At 45.9% G+C, this 25,606-nt stretch carries 22 protein-coding genes, 1 tRNA gene and 1 pseudogene; 17 read left to right on the plus strand and 7 right to left on the minus strand.

The window, feature by feature from the left end; translation table 11 throughout:
* Positions 1-640 precede the first annotated feature (640 nt).
* The 5 genes from QUB64_RS16570 to QUB64_RS16590 all read left to right on the plus strand — a co-directional run bounded on the left by QUB64_RS16570 (position 641) and on the right by QUB64_RS16590 (position 4,707).
* On the plus strand, positions 641-850 hold the full coding sequence (locus QUB64_RS16570; protein ID WP_333269655.1) for a hypothetical protein: 210 nt from the start codon (positions 641-643) through the stop codon (positions 848-850).
* Positions 851-1,123: 273 nt separating this feature from the next.
* The gene (locus tag QUB64_RS16575) at positions 1,124-1,696 is read left to right on the plus strand and encodes a hypothetical protein (protein ID WP_333269657.1); all 573 of its coding nucleotides are present in this window, start codon (positions 1,124-1,126) and stop codon (positions 1,694-1,696) included.
* A gap of 231 nt (positions 1,697-1,927) precedes the next feature.
* Positions 1,928-2,644 carry a GUN4 domain-containing protein gene (locus QUB64_RS16580; RefSeq protein WP_293350416.1) on the plus strand — a complete coding sequence of 239 codons (717 nt, stop codon included), beginning with the start codon at positions 1,928-1,930 and terminating at the stop codon, positions 2,642-2,644.
* Between the two features lie 242 nt (positions 2,645-2,886).
* Positions 2,887-3,447: a Uma2 family endonuclease gene (locus tag QUB64_RS16585; protein WP_333269660.1), complete on the plus strand. Its 561-nt coding sequence runs from the start codon at positions 2,887-2,889 to the stop codon at positions 3,445-3,447.
* Between the two features lie 84 nt (positions 3,448-3,531).
* Positions 3,532-4,707: a HEAT repeat domain-containing protein gene (locus QUB64_RS16590; protein WP_333269662.1), complete on the plus strand. Its 1,176-nt coding sequence runs from the start codon at positions 3,532-3,534 to the stop codon at positions 4,705-4,707.
* Between the two features lie 17 nt (positions 4,708-4,724).
* Here QUB64_RS16590 and QUB64_RS16595 read toward each other — a convergent pair whose 3' ends face one another.
* The 4 genes from QUB64_RS16595 to QUB64_RS16610 all read right to left on the minus strand — a co-directional run bounded on the left by QUB64_RS16595 (position 4,725) and on the right by QUB64_RS16610 (position 11,943).
* Positions 4,725-5,444 (minus strand): DUF2786 domain-containing protein, encoded by a 720-nt coding sequence (locus tag QUB64_RS16595; protein WP_333269664.1) that lies wholly within the window; start codon positions 5,442-5,444, stop codon positions 4,725-4,727.
* A 169-nt stretch (positions 5,445-5,613) separates the two neighbouring features.
* Positions 5,614-6,828, minus strand: a complete 1,215-nt coding sequence (locus QUB64_RS16600; RefSeq protein ID WP_333269667.1) for a DUF790 family protein — start codon at positions 6,826-6,828, stop codon at positions 5,614-5,616.
* 626 nt (positions 6,829-7,454) lie between these two features.
* The gene (locus tag QUB64_RS16605; protein ID WP_333269669.1) at positions 7,455-10,118 is read right to left on the minus strand and encodes a C2 family cysteine protease; all 2,664 of its coding nucleotides are present in this window, start codon (positions 10,116-10,118) and stop codon (positions 7,455-7,457) included.
* A 283-nt stretch (positions 10,119-10,401) separates the two neighbouring features.
* On the minus strand, positions 10,402-11,943 hold the full coding sequence (locus QUB64_RS16610; RefSeq protein WP_333269670.1) for a DEAD/DEAH box helicase: 1,542 nt from the start codon (positions 11,941-11,943) through the stop codon (positions 10,402-10,404).
* A gap of 443 nt (positions 11,944-12,386) precedes the next feature.
* Here QUB64_RS16610 and QUB64_RS16615 point away from each other — a divergent pair, with 443 nt between their 5' ends.
* The 8 genes and pseudogenes from QUB64_RS16615 to QUB64_RS16650 all read left to right on the plus strand — a co-directional run bounded on the left by QUB64_RS16615 (position 12,387) and on the right by QUB64_RS16650 (position 19,029).
* Positions 12,387-12,704 (plus strand): hypothetical protein, encoded by a 318-nt coding sequence (locus QUB64_RS16615; protein ID WP_333269672.1) that lies wholly within the window; start codon positions 12,387-12,389, stop codon positions 12,702-12,704.
* Positions 12,705-12,739: 35 nt separating this feature from the next.
* A pseudogene (locus QUB64_RS16620) lies at positions 12,740-12,847 on the plus strand (class I SAM-dependent methyltransferase); the annotation flags it as partial.
* A 39-nt stretch (positions 12,848-12,886) separates the two neighbouring features.
* Positions 12,887-13,231, plus strand: a complete 345-nt coding sequence (locus QUB64_RS16625; protein ID WP_333269675.1) for a hypothetical protein — start codon at positions 12,887-12,889, stop codon at positions 13,229-13,231.
* Between the two features lie 103 nt (positions 13,232-13,334).
* Positions 13,335-14,423 carry an alanine dehydrogenase gene (gene ald / locus QUB64_RS16630; protein ID WP_333269677.1) on the plus strand — a complete coding sequence of 363 codons (1,089 nt, stop codon included), beginning with the start codon at positions 13,335-13,337 and terminating at the stop codon, positions 14,421-14,423.
* Between the two features lie 654 nt (positions 14,424-15,077).
* A tRNA-Leu gene (locus tag QUB64_RS16635) sits at positions 15,078-15,159 on the plus strand.
* 74 nt (positions 15,160-15,233) lie between these two features.
* Complete coding sequence (locus QUB64_RS16640) at positions 15,234-16,016, plus strand: TrmH family RNA methyltransferase (RefSeq protein WP_333269679.1); 783 nt, start codon at positions 15,234-15,236, stop codon at positions 16,014-16,016.
* Positions 16,017-16,322: 306 nt separating this feature from the next.
* Positions 16,323-17,600 carry a glycosyltransferase gene (locus QUB64_RS16645; protein ID WP_333269684.1) on the plus strand — a complete coding sequence of 426 codons (1,278 nt, stop codon included), beginning with the start codon at positions 16,323-16,325 and terminating at the stop codon, positions 17,598-17,600.
* A gap of 43 nt (positions 17,601-17,643) precedes the next feature.
* Complete coding sequence (locus QUB64_RS16650; RefSeq protein WP_333269687.1) at positions 17,644-19,029, plus strand: condensation domain-containing protein; 1,386 nt, start codon at positions 17,644-17,646, stop codon at positions 19,027-19,029.
* A gap of 308 nt (positions 19,030-19,337) precedes the next feature.
* Here the strand turns inward: QUB64_RS16650 and QUB64_RS16655 are convergent, their stop codons facing one another.
* Entirely contained in the window at positions 19,338-20,735 is a 1,398-nt protein-coding gene (locus QUB64_RS16655) for a cytochrome P450 (protein WP_333269690.1), read from the minus strand.
* A 572-nt stretch (positions 20,736-21,307) separates the two neighbouring features.
* Positions 21,308-21,460 carry a hypothetical protein gene (locus QUB64_RS16660; protein WP_333269693.1) on the minus strand — a complete coding sequence of 51 codons (153 nt, stop codon included), beginning with the start codon at positions 21,458-21,460 and terminating at the stop codon, positions 21,308-21,310.
* A 373-nt stretch (positions 21,461-21,833) separates the two neighbouring features.
* On the opposite strand from QUB64_RS16660, the gene QUB64_RS16665 reads away from it, so the two are divergent.
* The 3 genes from QUB64_RS16665 to mutT all read left to right on the plus strand — a co-directional run bounded on the left by QUB64_RS16665 (position 21,834) and on the right by mutT (position 24,234).
* Entirely contained in the window at positions 21,834-22,793 is a 960-nt protein-coding gene (locus tag QUB64_RS16665) for an RNA polymerase sigma factor, RpoD/SigA family (protein ID WP_333269696.1), read from the plus strand.
* 223 nt (positions 22,794-23,016) lie between these two features.
* The gene (locus QUB64_RS16670) at positions 23,017-23,358 is read left to right on the plus strand and encodes a DUF760 domain-containing protein (RefSeq protein WP_194009546.1); all 342 of its coding nucleotides are present in this window, start codon (positions 23,017-23,019) and stop codon (positions 23,356-23,358) included.
* 465 nt (positions 23,359-23,823) lie between these two features.
* Entirely contained in the window at positions 23,824-24,234 is a 411-nt protein-coding gene (mutT, locus tag QUB64_RS16675; RefSeq protein ID WP_333269699.1) for an 8-oxo-dGTP diphosphatase MutT, read from the plus strand.
* A gap of 50 nt (positions 24,235-24,284) precedes the next feature.
* Here mutT and QUB64_RS16680 read toward each other — a convergent pair whose 3' ends face one another.
* Positions 24,285-24,629: a winged helix-turn-helix transcriptional regulator gene (locus tag QUB64_RS16680; protein ID WP_333269702.1), complete on the minus strand. Its 345-nt coding sequence runs from the start codon at positions 24,627-24,629 to the stop codon at positions 24,285-24,287.
* Positions 24,630-24,751: 122 nt separating this feature from the next.
* On the opposite strand from QUB64_RS16680, the gene QUB64_RS16685 reads away from it, so the two are divergent.
* Positions 24,752-25,486: an SDR family oxidoreductase gene (locus tag QUB64_RS16685; RefSeq protein WP_333269704.1), complete on the plus strand. Its 735-nt coding sequence runs from the start codon at positions 24,752-24,754 to the stop codon at positions 25,484-25,486.
* Positions 25,487-25,606: the final 120 nt, after the last annotated feature.

The following is a 25,606-nucleotide window of genomic DNA, read 5'->3' on the forward strand; positions in this document are numbered from 1 at the left end:
CAGGGAAACTCATAACCGCAGCGCCGTCAACCTTGTGCCTTCAGAGCCGGCTACCGAATGCCGTCCTGTCAAGGCCCAGCAATGGCTGCCAATAAAAAACCCCAGCGTTTTGCTGAGGACTGCTTGAGTGGGAGATATCGTTAATCTGCGTTTTTTTTAGTTGACTTAGATTGCATGGAATTCCATGCTGCTGACAATCCCCGGACTTCCGCAAGCGCGGGGATGATTAAGGACAAACTTTTCGGGATTAATCCACAAAAAGTTTAATTCTTAAAAGCGCTGTCAGTGCGCTGCTAGCCACTGGCTCAACGATTAAAGTTAAGTTTGTGGCTAATTGTAGAAGATGCGCCCTGATGAATTAACTACCCGATAGATGAGCACCCTGATGGCATAACTCCCTGATGGATCGACGCCCTGATGGCTTTAGCCCCACTACCCAAAAAAATCTGGTTGGTGGATGATCGTGGACATAAAGTAACACGTCACTTCCGGCGTTTCCGATCGCAAGCGGGTGTGCCTGTCTGAATTGATTATGGCAGGCAGATTTATCAGAAGACAAGTGGGCTATTGCATCAACCCACTTCTGACAGATCGGGTTAGCCAAAAGGTGTCTATCTACGTTAAATCAGGGTCATCGAACATGAAAAACAGCATCTTAGTATTAGCAGTAATTGCCTCCGGTGGCATCGGCCTTTTTCATACAGGCAAAGCCAGCGCTTCTGCGATCGTCCCACAATCTTCATCCGCCAGCAGTTTGACGGCTTGGGAGAGCCGTCCTGACTTTAACTACACTGGAACGAATGAAGATGGTGAGCAAGAAGAAGTAAAAACAGGCAAAGGCAAGAAATAATTGGATCTCTCAGTGGTTCGCCGGCGCTGCGGTGGTGATTGTATTTGTGGTTGTGGTGTGTTTGTTGTCGCCACCACCTTGGCTCAAGGGGGTGAAAACTCGCTCGGAACATTCAGTCTACCTAGTCCGAGGGGTTGAAGTCAGAACGGTGAATGGGAAAATAAATAGGTAAGGCGAGTCTGTCGGTGGAGTTTCCCCGCCTATCAACTGCCTTATCTTCTGATGTTCGGGATTCGGATCTGGCACAATCGTATTTCATCTCGTAAAAACCCAATGGAAAATACTCTCGAAACTACCCGCAGACAGCGCGTATTGACAAGAACCCAGGAACGGCGTCAGGCGACACCCAAAGAAAAACAGTTAATTCACCTGCTGGCCAATATGGCTTGCAGTTTGATTAACTATGACTACAAACACGCAGCGGGAAAGGAAACTCTCGCGCCTTCGGAACGCAAGCGTTTAGCCGAATGGCACTACCTGCGAGTTCAGCAAATTCGCCGGATCGAACGCTCGTTGGAGCCCGTAGCGACCCTCAAGCGTGTCTACTACAAGAGCATTCTCAGTCCGAGGGATCTGAAGTCTTTGAAACTTCTGTGGCTCGACGAGGACAAAAACCGCGTCAAACGGGTCGATCCTGACTTAGATGACATCCTCAGCTCCGCTTTGGATCGGGGAGATACTTTGAAACAGCTATTTCATACGATCGAGTCCAAGCAACGGATCTTTGCGGAAACTCCTCGCCCGGGCGTTGTACCGCTGTGGGTGAAAGAGTGGGAAGACTCGGAATATGACATCAACTTTTTTCCGCCTTCGTTCTCTGCATGGGTTTCCATCGTGGACGACTAGATTCAAAAATAACTCTTTTACATGGGAGCGATCGCCAAAATCTGAGGGTAAAGCTATTGGCGATCGCTCCCATTGACGAGGAATGTGCGATCTGCCCGGTTAGCTCGTCGTGCAGCGCACAACCATCGGGGTACACAGAAGTAAATCGGAGTCAGTAGCATTGTACAATGGGGGAAAACCAGGGCTTCAGCTAATTGCTGATAGCTGATAGCTGATAGCTGATAGTTTCCCATGACTGACTCGATTTCTACTTCTCCATTAGACTCGGCCGCCGATACAGCCGAACTCCGCTCACAGTTGAGGTCTGGTTCAGAGAAAACTCAACTGCAACTGCTGCAACAACACATAGCAGATGCAGGCTGGGACGTATTGATGGAATTTTTATTAGAGCGCAAGTCGGAGGAACCGACGGCGGTAATGGGTAAGGCTTACCAAATTCTTTATAGTGCCGATTCTGCCAGAGCGAGGGAGTTTTTGCAGGCGAATTTTCCGACTGGAGTTGTGCCGCTGCGATCGGACTCTAACATTGACTACACTCCGCTGCAACAATTATTGGCGTTACAGGAATTTCAAGAAGCCGATCTATTGACTTTAAACAAACTTTGTGGGTTGGCGGGCGAGACAGCTTCGGCGAGAAAGTGGCTGTATTTTACAGAAGTTGAAAGTTTGCCTGTGGCAGATTTACAAACAATTAATACGCTGTGGAAAGTTCATTCCGAAGGCAAATTTGGCTTTTCGGTACAGCGGGAAATTTGGCTGAGTTCGGGCAAGAATTGGGATAAGTTGTGGCCGTTAATTGGCTGGAAGAAGGGGAATAATTGGACGCGGTATCCGCAAGAGTTTATTTGGGATTTAAGCGCGCCGAGGGGTCATTTGCCGCTGTCGAATCAGTTGCGAGGTGTGCAGCCGTTTGCGGCTTTGATGGCTCATCCGGCTTGGGTGAAGTGAAGGGTTGACGAATTTTTGGAGAGATCGGACGGCGGTTGAAACCGCGTCTACACAAACATAGTCCGCCGACGCGGACTCAAGAGAATAATGTAAAAAGTAATTTTCACCGCCTATTCTTCAACCCGCTTGGAGTGGGTTTTGTTTGTATAGCCGCGGTTTCAACCGCCGGGTCTTTTTTTTAGGAATGTTGGGAAATTTTGTATAATTGATATTTGAACTAATGAGCGAGAGGGCTGGGAGTCATGGTAGGTATCGGAACCAAACTCACTTTAGCAGAATTTCTAGCTTTGCCCGACGGAGACGTATATTATGAGTTTGTAGATGGTCAAGCAGTTCCTAAAGTGTCTCCCAAGTTTTTTCATTCGACTTTACAGTTTGCTTTGTGTCGCCTGATTCGTGGATGGTGTAAAGGAAGCGGGCGAGTGCTTCCAGAATGGGCAATTTTGTTAAAGCGTCAGGGTAAAGATTGGGCACCTGTTCCCGATTTAACATACATTTCTTATGGGCGTCTGCCGAAAAATTGGCGGCGGAATGAAGCTTGTCCGGCAATTCCTGAATTGGTGATTGAGATTATATCGCCGGATCAAACGATGCAGGAATTTGAAGAGAAGGCGAAAGATTATTTGGCTGCGGGTGTGACGCGAGTTTGGGTAATCGATCCAGAGGCTATTTTAATTAGAAGCTTTTTGACCGATGGTTCTAGTCAAATTTATACGGATAATACATTAATTATAGATGAGTTGCTGCCCGGTTTGGAGTTGACAACTCGACAGATTTTTGAAGAAGCAGAGTTGATTGATTAAATTCAATGCAAGATATCCGTCGTAGGGTGCGTGACAGCGGGAAAACTTTAACTCGCGGCGGTGGGTTCCATTTTAAAGAAAGTTATGACTTCAGAATTAACCGACGCCTTAAACCGAATCTTAAGCTGGATAGAGCGACACGAGCCCTCGTGGACTGAGTATCTATACTCTGGCTTATCAAAGGATGAGATAGATGACTTAGTAAGAGATTTACCAATCGAATTTCCTCCTGAACTCTATGAACTCTATCAGTGGAGAAATGGTGCAGTAGAAGGAGATGAGTGGAAGGAAACAGCTTGGATATTTCATAGTTGGACTTTTAGACCTCTACAAGAGGTCGTTGCAGGGCTGCACCGGGATATCTTCACACATCAAACTATCCAAACAGATAACATAGCCGATGTAGATATAATTAAACATTATTGGAAAAATTGTAATTATTTAAATATTTTTTATCAGATTTTATGGGAAGATAATGGGTGCGTGTTAATTAATAACATACTAAATTTGTGTCCGATAATTTTTCAGCGACTTGAAGAAGGAGAGTTAACTTTACTTGAAAAGTATACAAGTTTAACCAGTATGATGCTAACCATCGCAGAATGTTATGAAGCAGGAGCTTACTTCATAGGGGATTATATTTATCGCCACCCTGAAAAAGAATATCAAATTTGGCGTAAATATAATTTCCAGATTATAGAATTTGCTCTACAAGCTATTCAGCAAGGCTCTTTGTGTGGTCGGTTTTTTACATATTTCTCCAACGACCTAATCGAATTTAAAGACCCAAGAACTGTGGAGCCTCTAATCCAAGGGTTGGAATTACTCAATCATCAGAATGTAGAGCGATTGAACCAGCAGAATAACGATCCATTTCTCTATTACGAGCCCAAAGAAGAGGTAGCCAGAATTTTGGGAGAGTTAGGCGATACTAGAGCTGTGCCTGTTCTAATTGCCGCTCTCAAAGACGATTGTCATAATAATTGGGATTACCAAACTAAAGTCAGCGCAGCAAAGGCTCTGGGTCAGCTCAAAGATGAACAAGCAACTTACCCTCTCATTGAAGCTTTACAAGATAACAAGGATGAAGTTCGACAGATGGCTGTTTGGCCATTAGGAGAAATCGGAGATTTAAAAGCAGTAGACTCTCTAATTGATGCTTTGCGGGATAGCGATTATTGGGTAAAACAAGCGACAAGTGAAGCCTGGGATAAACTGGCGGCCAAATTTCCCGAGCTTGAGGAAGAAATTCCCTTTTAATACTAACTATACTAAAACTACAAAGACTCATTGAGTTGTTTAAACTCCCCTTGCGACTGTACTTGCTTGTGCAAACTAATTTTGTCGCCCACTTCATACCCGGAATTAAAACCAGCTTCACTGCTGATTTGAGAACCGGTTCTGGTTTTAACTTTAGCACCTAAATTCTCTAAATAATCGGCGATCGCCCGTTGGCTCTTCTCAAACATCGATCGCACTACAATAGCAGGAGTAGCCGCCGTATCAGCCGTACCCGGAATCCCCGACTCTTCCATCTCCTGTTTTTGTTCCAGCAATCTCTGTCTCAACCTCGTCGCGCAGCCAACCCGAAAAGCATTAAGATAAGCCAGTCCCCTGCCGCTTCCTTTGCGGTATTTGGCTCTTTTTTCGATCGCAGAACTCAAATACTCGTAAAGATGCGTGCACACAATCAAGTTGGTAGAAGTTCCCACCAAAAACATCGTACCAGTATAAGTGTTGCGCATCGCATTGCAACCGTTAGCTTCACCAATTCCCGACAGCAAAATCATCTTCCAATTGACGTAGCGGGGGGTAGTTTCGACGCCGCTTTCGCTAATTTCTTCCTGTTGGTTGGGGCCTAAGTCGGCGAGGCTGAGGTTGTACTGTGCTAGCAAAAGTGAAGCTTTTTCGGCCGCCGCAGTCGATTCGTTTTCATTGGATGAAGTGGCGAGGGCTAGCAGCTTTTTGATTTTCTCGACGATGCTTGTATCTGCCATTGTGCGATCGGTTTTAGGGTGAGAGGGGATTTGGCGATCGGGCTGATTTTAGTATAGCGTGGAATGTGCGATGTTTTTTGAGGATAATGTCATTTAGATAAGAGGATTTTTTTTTACCGCAGAGGGCGCAGAGGGCGCAGAGAGAGAAAGAAAGAAGCGGATGGGCATATTATTCGAGGACTTCCAGGACTGATTTTGGCAACAATTTATCTTTAAACCAGATGACTTTTGCGGGTACGTCTTTTACCTTTACTCCGGCTTTTTCTAAATTCAGCCGTTCCGAAATAGCTAAAATCAGATGATCGCAATCTGACTTGTGCACTTGGGCAAATTTCTTTTGCAAATACTCTGGCCGCCAATAACCGACTATTTCTAATAAGAACACTCGCCCGTCTGGATGCACTAATCGAAAGTCGGGAATCATGACGCTTCCTGGAATCGGAATTAGATCGACTTCTCGTTCGAGTTGCCACTCGGTTTTTGTGGAACTCCATCTCTCGGCAAATGCTGCTTCTAACATACTATCATAAGGTTTCCCCGGTGGATAGTGGCTGACTAAATCGCAATCGGAATTGAGGCTGAATTTACCTGTTTTCAAAACGCCGCTAAAAGCATCTTTGGTTTGCAGTGTCGAGTGCATACTCCATTTGGTGACGTGCAGCAGTGCGGGCAGCATTTTTGCTAGGGCTAAGCCGTAGCGGGTGCTGGGTTTGAACAAGCTTGTCGGCCCGTCGATGGTGAGGGTAAAACCGTGTTCGGCATCGCCTTCTATGTATGTCATTAATTGAAATAGTTTCAGATAGCGAAATAAGAGTTTGTATTCTCCCGGATCGTTGCGGTGGGCGTTTAATTGCACTTGACTGGCGCGGTAAAATATGCCTTGGACTTGAGAAAGGTTGTAGCGATGCAATAGTGCTTCTGGTGTGGGTGCGTCGAATTGGGTGAAGATTTTGTTTTCGTTTAAATCTGCGTATAAACCTGTACTGATTTCGCTGGGTAAAACTTCTCTATTTAAGTTTTGACTTAGTTCTAATGCTAGTTGTTCGAGGGTTGATTGGGTGGAATTAGTGCTGGGTACGGATCGCGCTGACAAGGCAAATACCCGCTGTCTCAACTCCAATGGTTCTAGGGGGCTGACGACTTCTAAGGTGCAGAAACCGCCTTTTAGCAGGTGCGCTAATCCCCGTTTCAGCCGATAGTCGGGGCTGTCGCCTTCTAATTCTAGCAAGCGTCCGTCTAGTTCGCCTTGGGTTTTGCCGATCGACTCTTGGAAGCAGTTTATCATTTCTGTGGCTGCTTCTATGTTTTTAGCATCTATCTTGAGGCGTAGGGGAATAATTGATTCGCCATTTTGGCGGTGGCTTAGTAAGTCGGTTGGTAGCATAAGTAGTGAAAATCTTTACTCAATTTTTTGTTCAAAAATCACCATAACTCCGCTGATTCTTCCCTCTTCTGTCAAGGTTTTGGTAGTCCGAATTCGCCGATTGCAACTGACGAGATTGATGGTTTATACAGCCCTCAGAATGCCAGTTGCTTTGTCCCATACCTGAAAAACGATCGAACGAGATCCAACTTCTGTGGTTAGTGTCTTGCGGTAACGCGCACGGCGCACCCTACATACAGAGGTTTTGCGTAAGTCCTAATTATAACTGATGATATTTATGGTTTCAACAGCTATGAGACTGCCCCTTGCTTTGTGCTATATTTGAAAAATTATCAATAGTTGTTATTGTTTGTGGTTTGGGTTTGTGAGATTTTATTCGAGCTTCCTCTAATTTTACTGTAGCCCAAATCAGAGAAGAGGATATTACTCAAAGACCTCTAATCGCAGCGCAGCCAAAAATTGGGTGTCGGTACGAGTTGGAACCTATTTCGTTGGGGTTGAGGGTAGGAAACCGAACAGCCATTTACTAGATTGGGTCTCACGAAATGAGACCCAACCTATATCTGTTCCAGTTTAACGGTTAGGTTTTGAAGAACCGATCGGATAATTAACCGATCCTCTAGAAACTAGGCTTGGGAAATAGCCACCCCAGAAAAGTTCTTCACAAACGCATCAAATGTGATGGTTATAAACCCATCCTTAAGATCGTTACTCGGATCTTCTTCTGCCTGCACGTTGTTACTATTATCGACGCCGTGGGGGTTTCGCAGCAATATCAGTTTTTGCCCATCTTCTTCATAGGCATTGTGGATGCTGTAGGCATGACTTTGGTATAGTACCCCGTTATACAACGCCTTTGTGTCATTCCCGCCGCCGATTGTCCATGTAGCGACGTAGCGTTTTTGGTCTAACGCAGTTTTAATGCTATTAAAAACATCCTTAGATTTATCAGTGAGAGACTGAGTAGAAGAATTATTCCCCTGCTTAACCTGGCTCGGTTGCAAATAAGTAGTTGTGACCACTTTGCCCGTCAACCGTTTGAGGGCATCCCCCGGCCAATCGCCATTCCCTGTCACATCATAGCCATTTTTACCGGTCTCCTCACCCCGGAACTTGGCATAAGCGCGTTCAAAAATGGAACCCCAGATGGGTTTATCCTTCGCTTGTTCTGGCTTGACGGCAAACTGGCTCGGCCATTTCGCCCCGAACAAGTAACCGTTTGTCTTGGTCACCACCTGGTTGTCAACGGTGACATCCTTCGCTGCGCCTGTTGAGGAGCTGTAGAACGTGAGGGTGTAGTTACCATCGTTTTCAGTGACTTTGAGAATTTCACTCTCCTTGACGTTAGCATCCGTAAGGTTTTTGTCGATCGTGCCGAATGTGGCTCCTAGGGCTGCCATAAAGGCACAGTTGCCGAATCCATTTTGGTTCAGCCCAGAGATTTTAATTGGCTTGGCTAGGCCGCCTGTTAAAGGGGCGTAGGTAAAATTGTTAGTAGTGCCCTTGTAAGTAAAGCTCGGTGGTGGCAACAAAGTGTCAGCACTCGCACTGCGTACCGCGTTTGGCACCGGCGTTCCCGTCACCGTGGTATTCAGAGTATAGTCACCCAAGCCCGGAGCATCGACACTGGAGGCATAGACCACATATTGAACTCCCGGCTGTGTGGTGAAACTCACCCGAGCATTGAAGTCTCCGCCCTGACGGTTAATGTCATTGTTTTCAGCCACCACTTCGCCGGTGAGCAGATCCACCACCCTGAGATAAGCATCGAAATCCTGTGATTCTTGAGTCACAGTCACCGTTAACCCAGCGCCCTGTTCCGACAGGACATAGGGATCGGCGTAGTTTTCCTCATCGTTGGGATCGAAGTTATCGTTTTGAGTCAGGGTGCCGGTCGTGGGGATGCCAGGGAAAAGCGGGTCATAGCTTTCAATGTCCACCCGGCTACCCAGGTCGGATTCGGCAGAAATTTTGTAGGGCGTTGCAGCACCAGGGGCAGTCACATTGACGTAATAAGTACCGGGGTCGATGTTATCCTGCTGGATTTCATTTGTCCCTTGGGCAACAATCTCATCCGCATCCAACTGGTTGTTGCCATTGCGATCGCTCCACAGGGTTACATTTAGATCCGCCTTCCGGTTGTCGGCGAACAGATCCAGATACCCCGCGTTGAGCACATCAAGACGATAAGTATCCACTGCGTCAGCCCCGCCGACATAATCGTGCAATTCCACTTCACCGTCTGGTGGCAGTGCCCGTGCCGTGCTGGGTCGATCGCCCGCCAAATCTCGGGCTACAGTCCCGGCAACCCCAGACACGCTCAGAGTATAGTTGGTGTTCCCCTCATATGCCTCCACCGATAGGAAATATTTACCCGGATCTAAGGTAACGTTCTCGATGCTTTCATTCGCAGTGCCCGATCGCTCGGAGGCGGAGATAATTTCATCCCCCCCCAATTCCCCATCGTTGTTCAGATCCTTATAGAGTGCCAGATCCGCATCTGCGCTCAAGCCGCTCAAGCCAAAGTTAACAATGCTCGTTGTCGTTACTTGGAATTGGAAAAAGTCAGCGTAATCGTCATCACCCACTGCTCCCTGCAGGGTAGCTCCCCCCGGTATTGAAGCCAGCACTGTAGCTCCCGGTTCCGTATTGTCCAGTGTCGCTTTGGCGGTACTGAATAAGCCTGTCAGGCTAGCGGGACTGACTCCCTGCACCCGCGCCAAGATCCCACCAGTGGCTTTCAGCCGAATGAATGTATCGGTGCCATTGGCTTCCAGCGTTACGTCGGCTTCGGTGAGGGCATCGCCTGCTCCATCCGTCAGAGCAATGACATCGCCCTGTTCATTGCTGAAGTCGGCGATCGTATCGGCGAGTGCCGGATTGGTTACAGCATCAGCAACATTCAAGACAAAAGCATCGGAACCTTGGCCGCCAATGAGACTATCAACTCCAGCACCTCCGGCTAGGAAATCGTCTCCCTCTTGACCCATTAATGTGTCGTTATCTTGACCGCCATAGAGAACATCATTACCGCGTTCTCCAAGGAGATAATCATCTCCGGCATCGCCCAATAGCAGATCGGCACCGCGTCCGCCTTGTAGGCTGTCGTTCCCGAGTCCACCGGCGATCGAGTCCGCTCCGTCGTTCCCATAAACCAAATCGGGGCGATCGGAGCCGACAATGAAATCTGCTCCTGCAAGCGCTCGAATGCCAAAACCGGCCGGAACTTTGGTATCGATCGTAAAAATATCGACACCGTTTGTCAAATCAAAAAAGTTATTGGACGCCATTACTGTATGAACTTTTAAAGATGAATGTACGAAAGCATGAAAAATCCAACCAGCAATAGCTGTGAATTAGTTAGAGCTGGGAATTCGTCGTTTATCCCAAATGCGGCTGAAATACCCTCTCGATCTCGCTTGTCTCTCCTTGACGACGTTCTAGGATAAACTCCGTCAGACTTCGTGTGGTTTGAGGTCAAAAGGTTTCAACCGCCTCCTTCGCCTCCTTCATCAAGGGGAGGTAACGAACCCGGCTGTGGTATTGTTAAACTGTACAATAAGTAGGCAATACTTAATCTTTATTTTCTTCATCATTATTTTCTCCCCATTTTTGATGCGACTCAGCCGCGCGCTGGGTCGTCTGGCGGTTGACTCCATAAATGGGTGTTGGTTGGACTGTTTCTAATTTCGGATATTCTGGCTGCGGTGGTTCTATTTGTGTTTTTGGTTGGGGTTTGTGAGGCTGCATTCCGCCTCGGCGGCGCTGGGATGTTCTTTCTTCGCTGGTGTTTTCGGTGACGACTTCGTAGAGAATCGCTAACTTGTTTACATCGCTGCTTTTGCGGAGAACTCTACCCAATCGCTGGATGTATTCGCGTTCGCTGCCGGTGCCTGACAGTATAATAGCAATTCTGGCATCGGGTACGTCCACTCCTTCGTTGAGGACGTGGGAGGCGACGAGGGTTTTGTATTCACCGCTGCGAAATTTATCTAGGATTTCGTGGCGTTCTTTGACTGGGGTTTGGTGGGTAATTGTGGGGATGAGAAATTCTTGGGAAATTCGGTAGACTGTGGCGTTATCTCCGGTGAAGATTAAGGTGCGCTGGGGAGAGTGTTCGGCTAGGATTTGGGCTAAGATTCGCAGTTTCCCTTCTGTACAAAGGGCGATTTCTTTGGCTTGGCGGTGGGCGATCATGGCGCGTCTTCCTAAGGGCGATCGCGCGCTGGCCATGATAAACTGTTTCCATCCTTCGAGGCTGGATATTTTGATGTTAGACTGTTTTAAGAAGTCGTTGCGAATGTTCATGGATTCGGCATAGCGCTCGGTTTCTTCTTTTGACAGTTTGACCATGATTTGAACTATTTTGTGGTCGGCTAAGGCATCGCCTGCTAAATCTTCGGGTCTTTTGGTATATACTGTCGGGCCGATGAGGAAGTGTAAGTCGCTGTGGCGGCCGTCTGTGCGATCGGGTGTTGCTGTCAGTCCGAGTCGAAAAGGCGCGATCGCATATTCGGATATTACTCGATAAAAGTCCGTTGGTAAATGGTGGCATTCGTCAAACACCAGCAAGCCGTATTTATTTCCCAAGGTTTCGGCGTGAATGCTGGCGCTGTCGTAGGTTGCTACTAAAATTGGCGTTTTGTCCCGCGAACCTCCGCCCAACAATCCAATTTCGATGTCGGGAAAAGCTGCTTTCAAATTAGCGTACCACTGGTGCATTAAATCGAGAGTTGGTACTACTACTAATGTACTGCGACCCGTGACTTGCATCGCTAATTGTGCCAGATAAGTTTTGCCGGAAGCTGTGGGGAGGACTACTACTCCTTGGCTTCCTGCTTCTTGCCAAGCTGCTAGGGCTTCTTGTTGATGCGGGTAAGGCTGCATTTCGACGCTGGGCACGAGTTCGAGTAGTTCGTATGCCCGGGCTTCGTCGGTGAAGTGAGTACAATCGGCTTGGAGAGATTCTACCAGCGGGCGGTAGTGAATTGCTCGAATGCGGAATTTTTCCACGCGATCGTCCCACGTGGCAAAGTCCGCCCAGTCTCGGCCTCTGGGCGGCGGGTGCAGTAGGAGCGTTCCGCGATCGAATGTTAATGTAGGTATGCGTGGCATTTTTTGAGATTGGGGGCGAGTTATGCCTGTTAAATTATAAGGGATAGATAAAATATAGCGGTTCTCAAAAACATGAGGTATGCCCTATGCCCTATGCCCTATGCCCTATGCCCTATGCCCTATGCCCTATGCCCTATGCCCATAGCCCTATGCCCGACATACCTCACCTTTTTGAGAAAGGCTATATCTTGACACCAGACTCTCTATAAGTTACTTTTTTTTTAACCAAATCTATTCAACCACAATCTACTTTATACGGTTACGGGCTGTTTGTTGAGATTTTTACCATTTTGTTAGCAGATAAGTTTGCCAAACTGTCAAAAGTTTGTAGTCAGGACTTTAGTCCTTGCTGCTGAGTTGGTAAGAAAGGACTGAAGTCCGAACGATCAAACCAGTTTTTATTTTTTTGGCAATGCTCCGAGTTCACTTATTATCAGATAAATATGTTTGACTTTATCAGACACAAACAAAATTTTTTAAACGCTACTGAGGGCTGGGACAACGAGAAATGGAGCAATCTGAATCATAATCCATTCGTGATTTCTTCCCCAATTCTTCAAGATTGTCACGTCAAGAATTGTCGCTTAGTTGAAAGTCGGGCGAAACTGCTGGAATATCTACCTAAAGATAGTGTGGTGGCTGAGGTGGGTACTCAATACGGGCGCTTTGCTGAGAAAATTTATTCTGTTACCAAACCCAAAAAACTGCACCTCATAGATTATAGTTTTGACTTGTTTAAAGAAGAGGTAAGTCAAACATAAAAAATATCTTTCAAGAGGGGATATAAAAGGGAACTATCGAGCTTCACGAAGGGGATTATTCGACAAGTTTAAAGAGCTTTGCTGACGAGTATTTTGACTGGATTTATATCGATGCAGACCACGCTTATGAAGGTGTATGCAAAGATATTCAGCAAGGTTATACCAAAGTCAAACCCGACGGCATGATGGTTTTTAACGATTATACGAATTGGTCTGTATGCGAGATCATGCCTTACGGTGTGGCGAAAGCAGTTAATGAGTTTTGTATTGCGAATAACTGGGAAATAGTATTTCTGGCGCTTCATTCTCTAGGCTATCACGATATTGCGATCAAGAAAAATACCGGGGAAAAGGAGGTGCGCATTCAGTTGCAGGAAGCTAAGTCGGAATTGCAGAGTTCGCCAGATCGGATGCAACAGCTTGAGTTAGAGTTGGAGCAGGCTAAAAGATCGATCGACTTTATGGAAAATGACAAATTTGGTAAATTGCGATCGCACTGGCTGAAAATCAAAAAATTGTTTGCCTAGCTGAGTCTGATTCCCAAATCTACAATCTACAATGGTATTATCCCAGCGGGGATGGTTTTTAGGTTAAATTTCGATCGACATAAGCCTGAGATTAGAGGTATAGATGGAAATAGGCGTCCCCAAGGAAATCAAGGATTTGGAGTTCCGAGTCGGCCTGGGTCCCACCAGTGTCCGGGCTTGTTCGGACAAAGGCCACGCAGTTTTTGTCGAAACGAATGCTGGGGCTGGAGCTGGTTTCACCGATGAGGACTACATTGAAGCCGGGGCGAAGATTGTCTCCAAGGCCTCAGATGTCTGGAACCGGCAACTAATTGTTAAAGTCAAGGAACCCTTACCTGCTGAGTATCCGCTGATTCAAAAAGAGCAGTTGCTATTTACATATTTGCACTTGGCAGCCGATCGCACATTAACCGAGCACTTAATCAGCAGCGGAGTCCAAGCCATCGCCTACGAAACCGTCGAACTCCCCGACAGGAAATTGCCGCTGCTAACCCCCATGAGCATTATTGCGGGGCGTTTGGCCGTGCAATTCGGTGCTCGGTTTCTGGAACGACAGCAAGGCGGCAGAGGTGTGCTTTTGGGAGGCGTACCGGGGGTAAGACCGGGCAAAGTTGTGATTTTGGGCGGCGGAATCGTCGGCACAGAAGCAGCCCGCATTGCTGTAGGAATGGGCGCTAGAGTCCAGATTTTAGACGTAAATGTCGATCGGCTCGCTTATCTAGAAACTCTGTTCGGTTCCAGAGTAGAATATCTCTACAGCAGTCCTTTGCAAATTGAAACCGTTATCCCGGATGCCGATTTGTTAATTGGCGCAGTTTTAGTGTTGGGCAAAAAAGCTCCGGTGCTAGTTTCTCGCGCATTTGTTGCCAAAATGCAGCCCGGTTCTGTGATTGTTGACGTAGCCGTCGATCAAGGCGGCTGCGTGGAAACTTTGCGAGTAACTTCTCACACCCATCCTACCTATGTTGATGAAGGAGTTGTGCATTACGGCGTGCCAAATATGCCCGGTGCCGTGCCTTGGACTGCGACTCAAGCTTTGAATAACAGCACTTTACCTTATGTTTTGCAGTTGGCCAATCACGGAATTAAAGCTTTGGAAATGAATTCGAGTTTGGCGAAGGGATTGAACGTGCAGAATCACCAATTGGTGCATCCGGCTGTACGCGAAGTTTTCCCAGATTTGGCTGATTAAACATAAATCTCGTAGGGTGCGTCAGCTCGTAGTTTCTCGATGATTAATCGTAGGACGCTCTTCCGACGCACCAGACCCAATCGATTTTAGATTTTAAATTTTAGATTTTGGATTGAGCTAATAAGCTGCAAGCTTTTCCACATTTAAATTGTATATTTCCATTCCCATCTCCCCAAATCCCCAAATCCCCGAATTCCCCTCTCCCCATCTCCCCTACAGTCACATATCATACATCGACCCCTCTGTCAAGACCCCCTAAAAAGCCATTAAGTTGTGTAAATTTATTTGTTTTCGCAGTATCAACAATTATGGCTTTTTGCGAAAAAATGACTAAAAATAGCAACAGATGTAACGGCAATATTAGGCTTTCAGGCTCTAAATTTCAAATGGTCATAACAAGCCGAAAGTAGCATATAGCAAGATATTAGCCAAACCCAATAGAATCGTCAAGTAATTGAGAATAAAGTCAATAAACTGCCTTTTTTGAAGTTTTGTAACGCTAGCAAAAAAGTTTGACTCATACAAATTTTAAAATTAGGCAAGTAGAGTAATTTGTGCAAATTATTCCGGGCGCGAGAGGCGAATTAAAATTTAATTGCAAAAAACACTTGACAGATTCGCGGAGATAGTGCACAGTATTAATTCGTGACCGATGCGGAACTGGCGGAATTGGTAGACGCGCATGATTCAGGTTCATGTGGTGCAAGCCTTCCGGGTTCAAGTCCCGGGTTCCGCATTCCCAAGGCAGAAAAAAGTTTGGGGTTAACCCGATACAGGCAATAACCCCATTCCCTCTGCTGAATTAAGAAAATGCTGACAAGTATTCAAAACCCCCTAGTCAAAGAAATCCGCAAGCTGCACAGCTCGAAGGGACGCAGGGAACAACAATTATTTTTACTAGAAGGGACGCATTTGCTCGAAGAAGCTTGCGCGGCCAAATACCCCTTAGCAACAGTTTGCTGCACTCCCGAATGGCTGGAGCGCCACGGGAAATTGTGGGAGCAAATTGGTAGTTTAGCCGATCGCACAGAATTAGTAAGTGCAAAAGTGTTAGAGTCGATCGCCACCACAGTCCAACCCGACGGCATTATCGCCACCGCACCCCGCACCGCCACAGCCCCCGCAGAAATCTCAACTTTAGGAATAGCCTTAGAAACCATCCAAGATCCCGGCAACTTAGGGGCGATCGTCCGCACGGCTGCGGCTGCTAATGCCGACGGTTTACTGCTGAGTGCCGACAGCGCCGATTTAGACCATCCCAAGGTGCTGCGCGCCTCCGCAGGAGCTTGGTTTAAGCTGCCAATAGCAGTCACTCCAGATTTAACCGCCGAAGTCTCCAGGTATAAAAATCGCGGGATGCAAATATTAGCAACCGTCGCCGACGCCAGTTTAACTTATTGGGAAGTTGATTTGCGAGTGCCGACTCTGATCGTTTTGGGCAACGAAGGTTCTGGATTGTCGCCAGAATTGAGAAGTTTAGCCGATCGACAAATCCAAATCCCCCTCAGTCGCGGTGTAGAATCATTAAATGTGTCGATCGCCGGAGCCCTGATCTTGTACGAAGCTCAACGGCAAAGAAGTCAGTCGATGTGAGATTTACTCGCCGTCAGGAATCTGGCACATTGAACTAACCAAGTGCGGCTGACTGGCGCCAGCTCAAAAAACAGTGGCGAAGCTAACATTACTCCCCTCAAAAAGAGCGGCGGAAGCCAAAAAAATACTATACGTACAGGGCGAAATGTTTAACGCGGTAATTGTCCCGTTGAAAGTGTATGATAAAAGCGCACTGAAAAAAGTAACCCCCCTGTAGTAAATCAATACTCACTGCGGTTAAAACCGCTCATTTGCTTTCCTCTCAGGGCTAAAGCCACTGATTTTCTGGCATCTCGCTATTTCTTTATGACTCATTTTGGTCTGATTTGTCCGTCCTCAACTGGTCATCTCAACACTATGTTGCCCTTGGGGAAAGAACTGCAACGGCGAGGTCATCGCGTCACCCTATTCGGGATACTCGATGCTCAAGCCAAGACACTAGCCGCAGGATTGGAATTTCAGGCGATTGGTGAATCTGAATATCCCCTTGGAGCAGTAGCGCAAGTGCTTACCCAGCTAGGAAAACTCAGTGGCATGACAGCATTGCGATCTACCATGAGCTGGATAGAGAAGACGGCGGTTTTGTTTCTGCGAGAACTTCCACCAGCATTGAAAGCAGCGGGTGTAGAGGGATTGCTGATCGATCAAGTTTCACCAGGCGCGGCAACTGTGGCAGATTTTCTGGGCATTCCCTTTATTACCATTTGCAGTGCCGTAGTTGTGAATGAAGAAGAAACAGTTCCGCCCTTTTTCACAACTTGGGGCTATAGTACGGCTTTGTGGTCAATATTGCGGAATCGAGCAGCTTATTCTTTTTTCGATCGCATAGCACAACCAGTTCAAGATGTAATAGATGAATATCGCAGACAGTGGAAGTTGCCTCTGCACTCACACCCCAATCAAGGTTATTCGCAACTGGCTCAAATTACTCAACAGCCTGCTGAATTGGAATTTCCCCGCCAGCATTTGCCCCAGTGGTTTCATTTTACAGGTCCTTATCATAGCTCAACAGGTCGGCAAATTGCCGATTTCCCGTTTGAAAAGTTGACTGGGCAACCGTTGATTTATGCTTCAATGGGGACTATCCAAAATCGCCTATTGGGAACTTTTTATAATATTGCTGAGGCTTGTGTAGGTTTAGATGCTCAATTAGTAATTTCTTTGGGCGGTTCATCCACTCCCGAATCTCTGCCAAATCTTCCTGGTTCGCCACTGGTTGTAGAATATGCACCGCAATTGGAATTGCTCCAAACAGCGACGCTTACTATTACCCATTGTGGCATGAATACTACCCTAGAATCTTTAACTAATGGTGTACCGATGGTAGCAATTCCGATTGCTAACGACCAGCCAGGAATAGCAGCGCGTGTGGCTGGGGCGGGTGCGGGTGAGGTTGTTCCCCTTGCTAAGTTGAACGTTTCTAGATTGCGAACTGCTGTTAAGCGGGTGCTGATGGAAGATACTTATAAAAAGAATGCTTCCAGGTTACAAGCAGCTATTCGTGGGGCAGGTGGAGTGAGTCGCGCCGCTGATATTGTGGAACAGGTGATATCGACAGGAAAACCTGTTTTAACTCAAAAATAGAAAAACAGGAATTTTTCACCCTTAGTCATCAGGCATTTGTATTATGCGCTTGATCGCTGTAAGTCCTGAAAAAAAATCTTTGACATTCTCCCATTCCACTACTATGAACATCCTAAATAGAAAACTTGGTCTGCTCGAAAATCTATTTGAAATTATCCACGATTTGGGTGGAATGATCGATGTAAATGTTGCCATAATCGAAGGTGAACTTACACCTGATATCCTGCAACATGCTCTCGATTTGATACAGAAGCGTCATCCGATGTTGCAAGTTCATATCGTTAATGCAGAAGATGGCAATTATTTTCAATCGGAAGGAACACCGAAAATTCCTTTGCAGGTTATAGATAAGCAATCTGAGAATCAATGGATTGAGATTGCTGAAGAAGAATTGCACAAAAAATTCCCTTGTGGCACAAATCCTCTGTGTAGAGTGACATTTCTTCGTAATGCTAAAAGTAACGATATCAGTGAAATCATTGCCACATTTCATCACGCTATTACTGATGGTATGTCTTGCATGAATTTCCTCAATGAACTATTGTCCTATTCTCACAAAATTACCGAGGCAGAAAATATATCTGAAATCCCTACGATGAAACTTCTACCGCCACTAGAAGAGATGCTAAACAGGAATCTCATCAGTCCAAATAACCTTGAGGAAGCTGAACAAAAACCACTTCAAGAATTTCCCAAACCTCAGTTAATTATTGAAACCGAAGCACCTCCAAGTCAGCGACGCACAAATCTTGTGACTCGAATTTTCAGTAAAGAGATGACTCTAAGACTGAAAGAACGTTGTAAACAAGAACAAACTACCATACATGGTGCTTTATGTGCAGCAATGTTATTGGGAACAGCAAAAATTGCTTTTAAGGATACATCTCTGAGTTTATCCTGCGGCTCAAATGTAAGTTTAAGAAAGTCTTGTCAGCCTGAAATAACTCCTGAATCTATTGGTTGCTTTATCTCTATCGTGGAAGAAATTCACACCTTAGAAGAAAATACTACCTTTTGGGATTTGGCAAGGGAATGTAAATCAAAAATCAGTAAGTCCATTAGTCTAGGAATTCCGATAGCTCGTTTTTGTAATGAAAGTTTGCAATATGTAAATGAGGATATGATTATCCAACTTTCTCATCAGAATATGGGACGAAAAAATACAATAGAGATATCAAATCTTGGTCAATTTAATTTAGCAGACAAATATGGGGAATTAAAACTGAAAGAGTTATACTTTGCTACAGGACAGCATTGGCTTGGTGGTTCTTTTTGGTTAGGTGTAGTAACTTTCCATGAACAGCTATTTTGTAGTTTTGCCCATGTAGTCCCTTTAGTAAGTGCTAAGACTGCACAATTGTTAGCAGATTTTTTTATAGACACTGTTGAAAAAGCTTGTATATCGGAATCAAACCATAAAATAACTTGATTAGCCTTTGAATCTAATTACACCATTCCTCACGGATTCTTTTAACATCTTTAAAAATATCTGATTTAAACTCATATCCTAGTAGTCGTTTCAGCTTAGGACTTGAAGGAAATGGTAACTTCATTACTTACAACCTCTTTCATTCTGAATGCCTCTGTGTGAATCAATAATTTAGAAGAAATTCGGGGATAATAGTAATTTAGAAACATTACAAGGTACAGATTTTTGCTTTTAATCTGTAATTGCCCTGTCGCTCAACTAATTGATCATAACTCCCCACAAGCCATCTCAGCACAATCTCTTCCTATTCAATCTGAAATAGAGCTAGTCTGAAGAATTTCTTGATTTTGAGAACGCATCCCCTTGGCCACCATTGTAACACCTTCTGACGGTCTTAATAGGAAGCCCCCACGAACTGGCTGCACAGGCTTAGTATCTGCAAGTTCCATCTGCCAACTAGACAAAACTTTCGCCAGCACCACTTTCATTTCAAATTGGGCAAATGCCATGCCTATACAGCGCCGATTGCCGCCGCCAAAGGGAAAATACTCAGATGTGGCAAATTGACGCTCTAAAAAACGTTCAGGTTTAAACTGTTTTGGCTCAGGATATAAATCTTCCCGATGATGGGTGAGATAAATACAAGGAATTACCAAAGTACCAGGTTCTAAACAATACCCCATGATTTTTAAAGGTGATTTCACAACTCGATTTAATGCCAACATTACTACCGGGTAAAGACGCTGTGTTTCTTGGCAAACAGCATTCAAATAGGGCAGCTTTAAAATGGCGTTAGGATCGGGGTTTGCACCGAGGGCATCCAATTCTTGGAGCAGTTTTTCGCGGACTTCTGGCAGATGGTGAATCCAGTATAATGCCCATGCCAAAGAAGTCGCTGTAGTTTCGTGACCCGCAGCTAAGAGGGTAATCAACTCATCGCGTAATTCCACATTGGTCATCGCTTCACCAGCTTCATCACGAGCCGCCATCATCAAAGACAAAATATCAGTGCGAGAGGGATCTGGTTGTGTTTTGCGTTCCTGAATTTCAGCATAGATTAGAGCGTCAATTTGCTGCCTTAACACTAGGAAATTTCCCCAAGGACTCCACGCGCCTAAATCCTTTTGTAATGACGGGAAAAGTAGCATTAATCCCATCACAAAAGGTTGCTTTGGATTCAGGATTTCGATCAGAAGTTGTTTGAGTTTTTCATAACGTAGCCCTTCCTCCAGACCAAATACAGCTTTTAAAATCACCTGAAAGGAGATTTCTTGCATGGAAGGAAGGACTGAAAAAGGTGCGCCGATCGCCCATTGCGCCGTCACTTGCTGAGTGATGTCAGCAATTAACTCACCATAAGCCCGCATCCGTTCTCCATGCAAGGGAGGAGTCAACAGCTTGCGCTGGCGTTGGTGGGGTTCTCCCGCAAGAGCAAGCATTGATTGCTGTCCCAACAAAGGCGATTTAATACCCGCCGATTCCCCAGAGTCTAATTGCTTGGGATCGGTGCTAAAAATCTCCTGAATCGCCTGGGGGTTGCTCACGAATACTTGAGGCGTAAAAACAGGACCAATGCGGAGGGTGAAAATATCCCCATAGCTTTGGGAACAGGCTTCCATATATTCCAGGGGCTTAGTCATCCACTGGAATGTCTGTATTAATGGTGACGCTTGAGGACCTTCAGGCAGTTGATTAGATAGGGGCATTTTTTTGATGGCGTTTAAAATTATTTATTTTAAGAATCAACTATAGCATCTGTCGAAATTTATGGTAAACAAGACTTAAAAACAGCATTAGTCAAGGCTTTTGATTGAGATTCGTTCTGAGAGTGAACTAACCCAACTCTGAACTGTGGGCGTAGCCTACGGTTAAAACCGCTTGAGTCGTCTTTCATCCGCTGGATCAATCACAGCGGCTTTCAGTCTCCCATTTTGTTTTAGGTAAACAGTCAGAAAATTTGTCACTGATTACTGATTACTGTTTACTGTTTAGTGTTTAGTGTTTAGTGTTTACTATTCCCGTCGCCACCATCTGCACACCATCTGCGGGTGCCAGCAGCAACCCCTGACGGTAGCATCTGATTGTTGCAAAAAGCATTTTTTATTGAAGCGAGTGCACTTCAACTGTTCCCGCCTGTGCCGGTGCTCCCGTCTATATCCCCCAATTCCCCAATTCCCCAATCGAAAATCTAAAATCTAAAATCTAAAAGATGGATTTACCTGACGGGGCAAAACTGAGATGCTCCCCCCCCTGACGGACTAGCTGCACTGGTTTGCTATCAGCCAGAGCCATTTGCCAATGTGACAGCACTGAGCAAATGCCATGCCAATACAGCGCCGGTTGTCGCCACCAAAGGGAAAATACTGGTATGGGAAAATTGCCGTTCCAGAAACCGCTCTGGTTTAAACTCCCCATCTCCCCCGATCCCCATCTCCCCCGATCCCCATCGGACTATCTCCCCCTCTGAGATTTTGCCGATTTTGTTTAGGATGATGCAACTGCAAAGCTAGGAAAGCGGGTACTCTCGCACCAACAGTGCAGGCTTCCCTGAAATAAATGTGAAGAAATGTAGCCAACTGCTCTCACAAATGTTAAGATTCTTAACATAACTAGCATTGTGCAGGCCCAACCAAAACCTAACTTGAGAGGGTGCTGACTGGGAGTAGCAGCTAGCTACGATAAAACTAAGCCTCTTTAAAATGGAAGGAAAGCGCAAGTCCCCGCCCGCTTTCCTTCCCAGCTAAAGCTAGGGGTTTGCTACGCCGCAAACCTTTAGAGGCACAGATCCTCAGCGGGAAAAGCTCATGAAAACTCTTAAGTCCTCAGATACAGATTCTGTTCGCGCTTACTTGCGGGAAATCGGTCGCGTTCCGCTGTTGACCCATGAGCAAGAAATACTCTACGGGAAACAGGTACAGCGCTCAGCCGCACTGCACCAAGAAAAAAATATTTTAGCCGAAGAGTTAGGCCGCGACCCGACAGCGGCTGAATGGGCACAGACAGTCGGGCTGTCTGAGGCTGAGTTACAGCGGACGATCGACCACGGGGAAAGGGCAAAGCGCCAAATGGTGGAAGCTAACCTCCGCCTGGTAGTGTCTGTTGCTAAAAAATATATCAAGCGCAATGTAGATTTACTCGACCTAATTCAGGAAGGTACGATCGGGATGCAGCGCGGAGTAGAAAAATTTGACCCGACTAAGGGCTACAGATTTTCAACTTATGCTTATTGGTGGATTCGTCAGGCAATTACCCGGGCGATCGCCGAAAAAGGCCGCACCATCCGTTTACCGATCCACATTACCGAAAAACTCAACAAAATAAAAAAGGCTCAACGCCAGCTAGCTCAACAGCTCGGCCGCGCGGCTACTGCTGCTGAGTTGGCGTCAGAGTTAGATTTGACTCCCAAGCAAATTCGCGAATATCTCGATCGCGCGCGCCTACCACTTTCCCTGGACTTGCGCGTGGGAGACAATCAAGATACTGAGTTGGGCGATTTGTTGGAAGATACGGGTACTACTCCGGAAGATTTTGCCTTGCAATCTTCCCTGCGGACTGACTTAGACCAACTGATGGCGGAACTGACTCAGCAACAGCGAGAAGTCCTCGCCTTGCGGTTCGGTTTAGAAGACGGGCAAACCTTAACTTTGGCAAAAATAGGCGATCGTCTCAACATCAGTCGGGAACGGGTGCGACAAATTGAACGGGAAGCTTTAACCAAACTCCGCAAGCGCAAGCAAGATATCAACGATTATCTCGCCAGCTAGCCCAATTGGAGATTGTGCGATCGGGACACACCCGATCGCCATTCCCCAATCTAAAATCGTAAAAACCGCCGCCTTTAATTCGGTTGTGCCCACTTGGTTGCTAGGACTGTCCTGCTACATTGGTAATTACTTAGTAATAAACATCAGCAGCGATCGGATAAGGGTTATTTAATTTAACCGCCCGCGTCTAAAATAAAAAGCTGTCTCTGAAACGGAGGTACTCGTGAGCAACTCATCTAACAAATCCCCTGAATTCTTTGAAGAAGACGGAGAAAATGCTAATTTATTATGGCAATACGTGCAGTCAATGGCTCCCGACACTGTTTCTCAGTTGTCTAAGCCGACTTCTCACGAAGTGTTTCAAGTAATGGAGCGAAATATTGTCGGGCTTTTGGGGAATTTACCTTCGGAACATTTCGGGGTGACAGTGACTACCAGTCGCGAACATTTGGGTAGATTGCTAGCCTCGGCTATGATTAGCGGCTATTTTCTCAAAAATGCCGAACAGCGAATGACTTTTGAAAAGTCCATCCAAGCTAGTGAGAGACACGGCTCGGAAGATTAGTTGATTATTAACATTTAAGTCGTACAAGTGTCAAGCCCCCTTCGGAAGATGGGGGCTTTAGATTTTAGATTTTGGATTGAAGATTTTATTAGATTGAAGATTTTAGATTGGTGGCATGAAACCCAACACGAAAGCTTGCAGCCAGACTTTTATCAAATGGTATTAGTTGTCACTTGTTGTTTGCTGAAAAAATTGATAACATGATTAAATTATTAATTACTAATTGGAAATAGGAACGCACGGGTGGCTATCCACCAGGTTTGTCAAAACAATAATTCGTTACAGCCGGCAGTTGTGCAACAAAAACTTGGTAAATACGAAATTTGCAGTGGGTCTACGAGCGACCAATTATCAATTACCAATTCCCAATTCCCCAATCCCCAATCCCCCATTCCCAATTACCCTGCTCCATGCCCGATGCCCGATGCCCGATGCCCGATGCCCCATTCCCAATTCCCCATTAATATGTCTCTTACTCCTGTGACCCACAAAGTTATCGGTGTTGCTGCGATCTGGAACGACAGACAACAAATTTTGATTGACAAGCGCCGACAACACGGACTGCATGGCGGTTTTTGGGAGTTTCCTGGCGGTAAAGTAGAGCCTGGGGAAACCATCGAAGCTTGCATAAAACGGGAAATTATGGAGGAGTTGGGGATTGTTGTAGAAGTGGGCGATCGCCTGATGACAATTGACCACGACTATACTAAATTTACAGTTAGGCTTTACGTGCACCACTGCCGTCACGTCAGCGGGGAACCGCAAACGATCGAGTGCGATGAAATTCGCTGGGTGACACTGGACGAAATTGACCAATTTACTTTTCCCAAGGCGAACGAACAGATTATTGCCACCTTGCTTGAGAATCGATCTTAACCATATAAGTCGCGTTTTTACTTATCGCTTTTACGACAATTCCCACGAAATCAATCTATTCCATCAGTGTTCGTGCGTTTCAGATGTTCCTGTCCCCACTCACACAGTGGTTTAAAGACGGGTATAAGCGTTCTGCCATAGTCTGTGAAAGCATACTCAACTTTTGGAGGCATCTCTGCGAGAATTTTGCGACCAACAATGTCCTCACGCTCTAGTTCGCGTAATTGCTGGATCAGCATTTTTTCGGTAATTTCAGGAATTAACCGCTTCAATTCGCTGTATCGCTTTGCTGCATCCTTCAAATGCCATAGGATTAAGAGTTTCCATTTGCCCCCTAAGACTCTCAAAGTAGCTTTTACGAACTGTGTACCATCGGTTGGTGGTTCTGATTGCATGAAAATCAAGTCCCGGCGCTCTGCTAGATACTTACAAAAAAGTAAGTAATTCCCAAAAGGTAAGTCACAGTATAGAGTGTTGTTGGTCAAGGTTGATCGTTTTAAACTAATAAAGCAAGATCATGTCGTCATTGAAAAGAAAAGTAGCGCTAGTTACGGGTGGATCGCGGGGAATTGGACGAGCGATCGCCGAACGCTTGGGGCGTGATGGGGTAACTGTTGCCATTACCTACGCAGGAAATCGAGATAAGGCAGAAGCAGTAGTCACAACCATTCAGAGTAAAGGGGTGCAGGCAATTGCAATTCAATCGGATATCAGCAATATTGAAGAGACCCGCAATCTATTTGGACAAGTTCTCAACACCTTTGGTCAGCTTGATATTGTAGTTAATAATGTTGGCGTGTCTGTTTACAAACCAACAGTTGATATGACCGAATCTGACTTCGATCGCGTCTTCAACACCAACGCTAAAGGAACATTTTTCGCCCTGCAAGAAGCGGCCAAACATCTCAGCGATGGCGGACGCATCATTAGCTTATCCAGCGGTGCAACAAAGCAAAGCATTCCAATGGGTGGGGTGTATGCTGCCAGTAAAGCCGCAATCGAACAGTTTAGTTTTGCTTTGTCTAAAGAACTGGGACACCGAGGTATAACTGTGAATCTGGTTGCACCTGGAGTGACTGAAACCGATGGGTTAATTATGCCTGTTGACGCTTTAAACCATTTGATTCAGTCAACTCCACTCGGTCGTCTCGGACAACCCGCCGATATTGCAGATGTCGTAGCGTTTCTGTCCTCTGATGACGCTCGCTGGGTCAATGGTCAAACGATTCAAGTAAATGGTGGCATCCTGTAAGTCAATTTTATTTAGGAGAAAACGCAATGTCTCAAGCCAAACTTGTTGACAAAAAACCGACGGCGCTCGCCCTATAAAGCGGAACATATCACTTGTGTAGCTGTGGACTTTTATGTGATG

Origin of the sequence: Microcoleus sp. Aus8_D2 (assembly GCF_036702665.1) — a bacterium.
Taxonomy (GTDB): Bacteria; Cyanobacteriota; Cyanobacteriia; order Cyanobacteriales; family Microcoleaceae; genus Microcoleus.

Bases quoted from the DNA above. Each gene is read 5' to 3' on its own strand.
- QUB64_RS16600 (WP_333269667.1), bottom strand. From the start codon at position 6,828: ATGCTACCAACCGACTTACTAAGCCACCGCCAAAATGGCGAATCAATT.
- QUB64_RS16605 (WP_333269669.1), bottom strand. From the start codon at position 10,118: ATGGCGTCCAATAACTTTTTTGATTTGACAAACGGTGTCGATATTTTT.
- QUB64_RS16585 (WP_333269660.1), top strand. From the start codon at position 2,887: ATGGTAGGTATCGGAACCAAACTCACTTTAGCAGAATTTCTAGCTTTG.
- QUB64_RS16590 (WP_333269662.1), top strand. From the start codon at position 3,532: ATGACTTCAGAATTAACCGACGCCTTAAACCGAATCTTAAGCTGGATA.
- mutT (WP_333269699.1), top strand. From the start codon at position 23,824: ATGTCTCTTACTCCTGTGACCCACAAAGTTATCGGTGTTGCTGCGATC.
- QUB64_RS16680 (WP_333269702.1), bottom strand. From the start codon at position 24,629: ATGCAATCAGAACCACCAACCGATGGTACACAGTTCGTAAAAGCTACT.
- QUB64_RS16655 (WP_333269690.1), bottom strand. From the start codon at position 20,735: ATGCCCCTATCTAATCAACTGCCTGAAGGTCCTCAAGCGTCACCATTA.
- QUB64_RS16625 (WP_333269675.1), top strand. From the start codon at position 12,887: ATGATGGTTTTTAACGATTATACGAATTGGTCTGTATGCGAGATCATG.
- QUB64_RS16650 (WP_333269687.1), top strand. From the start codon at position 17,644: ATGCGCTTGATCGCTGTAAGTCCTGAAAAAAAATCTTTGACATTCTCC.
- QUB64_RS16610 (WP_333269670.1), bottom strand. From the start codon at position 11,943: ATGCCACGCATACCTACATTAACATTCGATCGCGGAACGCTCCTACTG.
- QUB64_RS16640 (WP_333269679.1), top strand. From the start codon at position 15,234: ATGCTGACAAGTATTCAAAACCCCCTAGTCAAAGAAATCCGCAAGCTG.
- QUB64_RS16595 (WP_333269664.1), bottom strand. From the start codon at position 5,444: ATGGCAGATACAAGCATCGTCGAGAAAATCAAAAAGCTGCTAGCCCTC.
- QUB64_RS16645 (WP_333269684.1), top strand. From the start codon at position 16,323: ATGACTCATTTTGGTCTGATTTGTCCGTCCTCAACTGGTCATCTCAAC.
- QUB64_RS16575 (WP_333269657.1), top strand. From the start codon at position 1,124: ATGGAAAATACTCTCGAAACTACCCGCAGACAGCGCGTATTGACAAGA.
- QUB64_RS16570 (WP_333269655.1), top strand. From the start codon at position 641: ATGAAAAACAGCATCTTAGTATTAGCAGTAATTGCCTCCGGTGGCATC.
- QUB64_RS16580 (WP_293350416.1), top strand. From the start codon at position 1,928: ATGACTGACTCGATTTCTACTTCTCCATTAGACTCGGCCGCCGATACA.
- QUB64_RS16615 (WP_333269672.1), top strand. From the start codon at position 12,387: ATGTTTGACTTTATCAGACACAAACAAAATTTTTTAAACGCTACTGAG.
- QUB64_RS16660 (WP_333269693.1), bottom strand. From the start codon at position 21,460: ATGGGGATCGGGGGAGATGGGGAGTTTAAACCAGAGCGGTTTCTGGAA.
- QUB64_RS16665 (WP_333269696.1), top strand. From the start codon at position 21,834: ATGAAAACTCTTAAGTCCTCAGATACAGATTCTGTTCGCGCTTACTTG.
- QUB64_RS16685 (WP_333269704.1), top strand. From the start codon at position 24,752: ATGTCGTCATTGAAAAGAAAAGTAGCGCTAGTTACGGGTGGATCGCGG.
- ald (WP_333269677.1), top strand. From the start codon at position 13,335: ATGGAAATAGGCGTCCCCAAGGAAATCAAGGATTTGGAGTTCCGAGTC.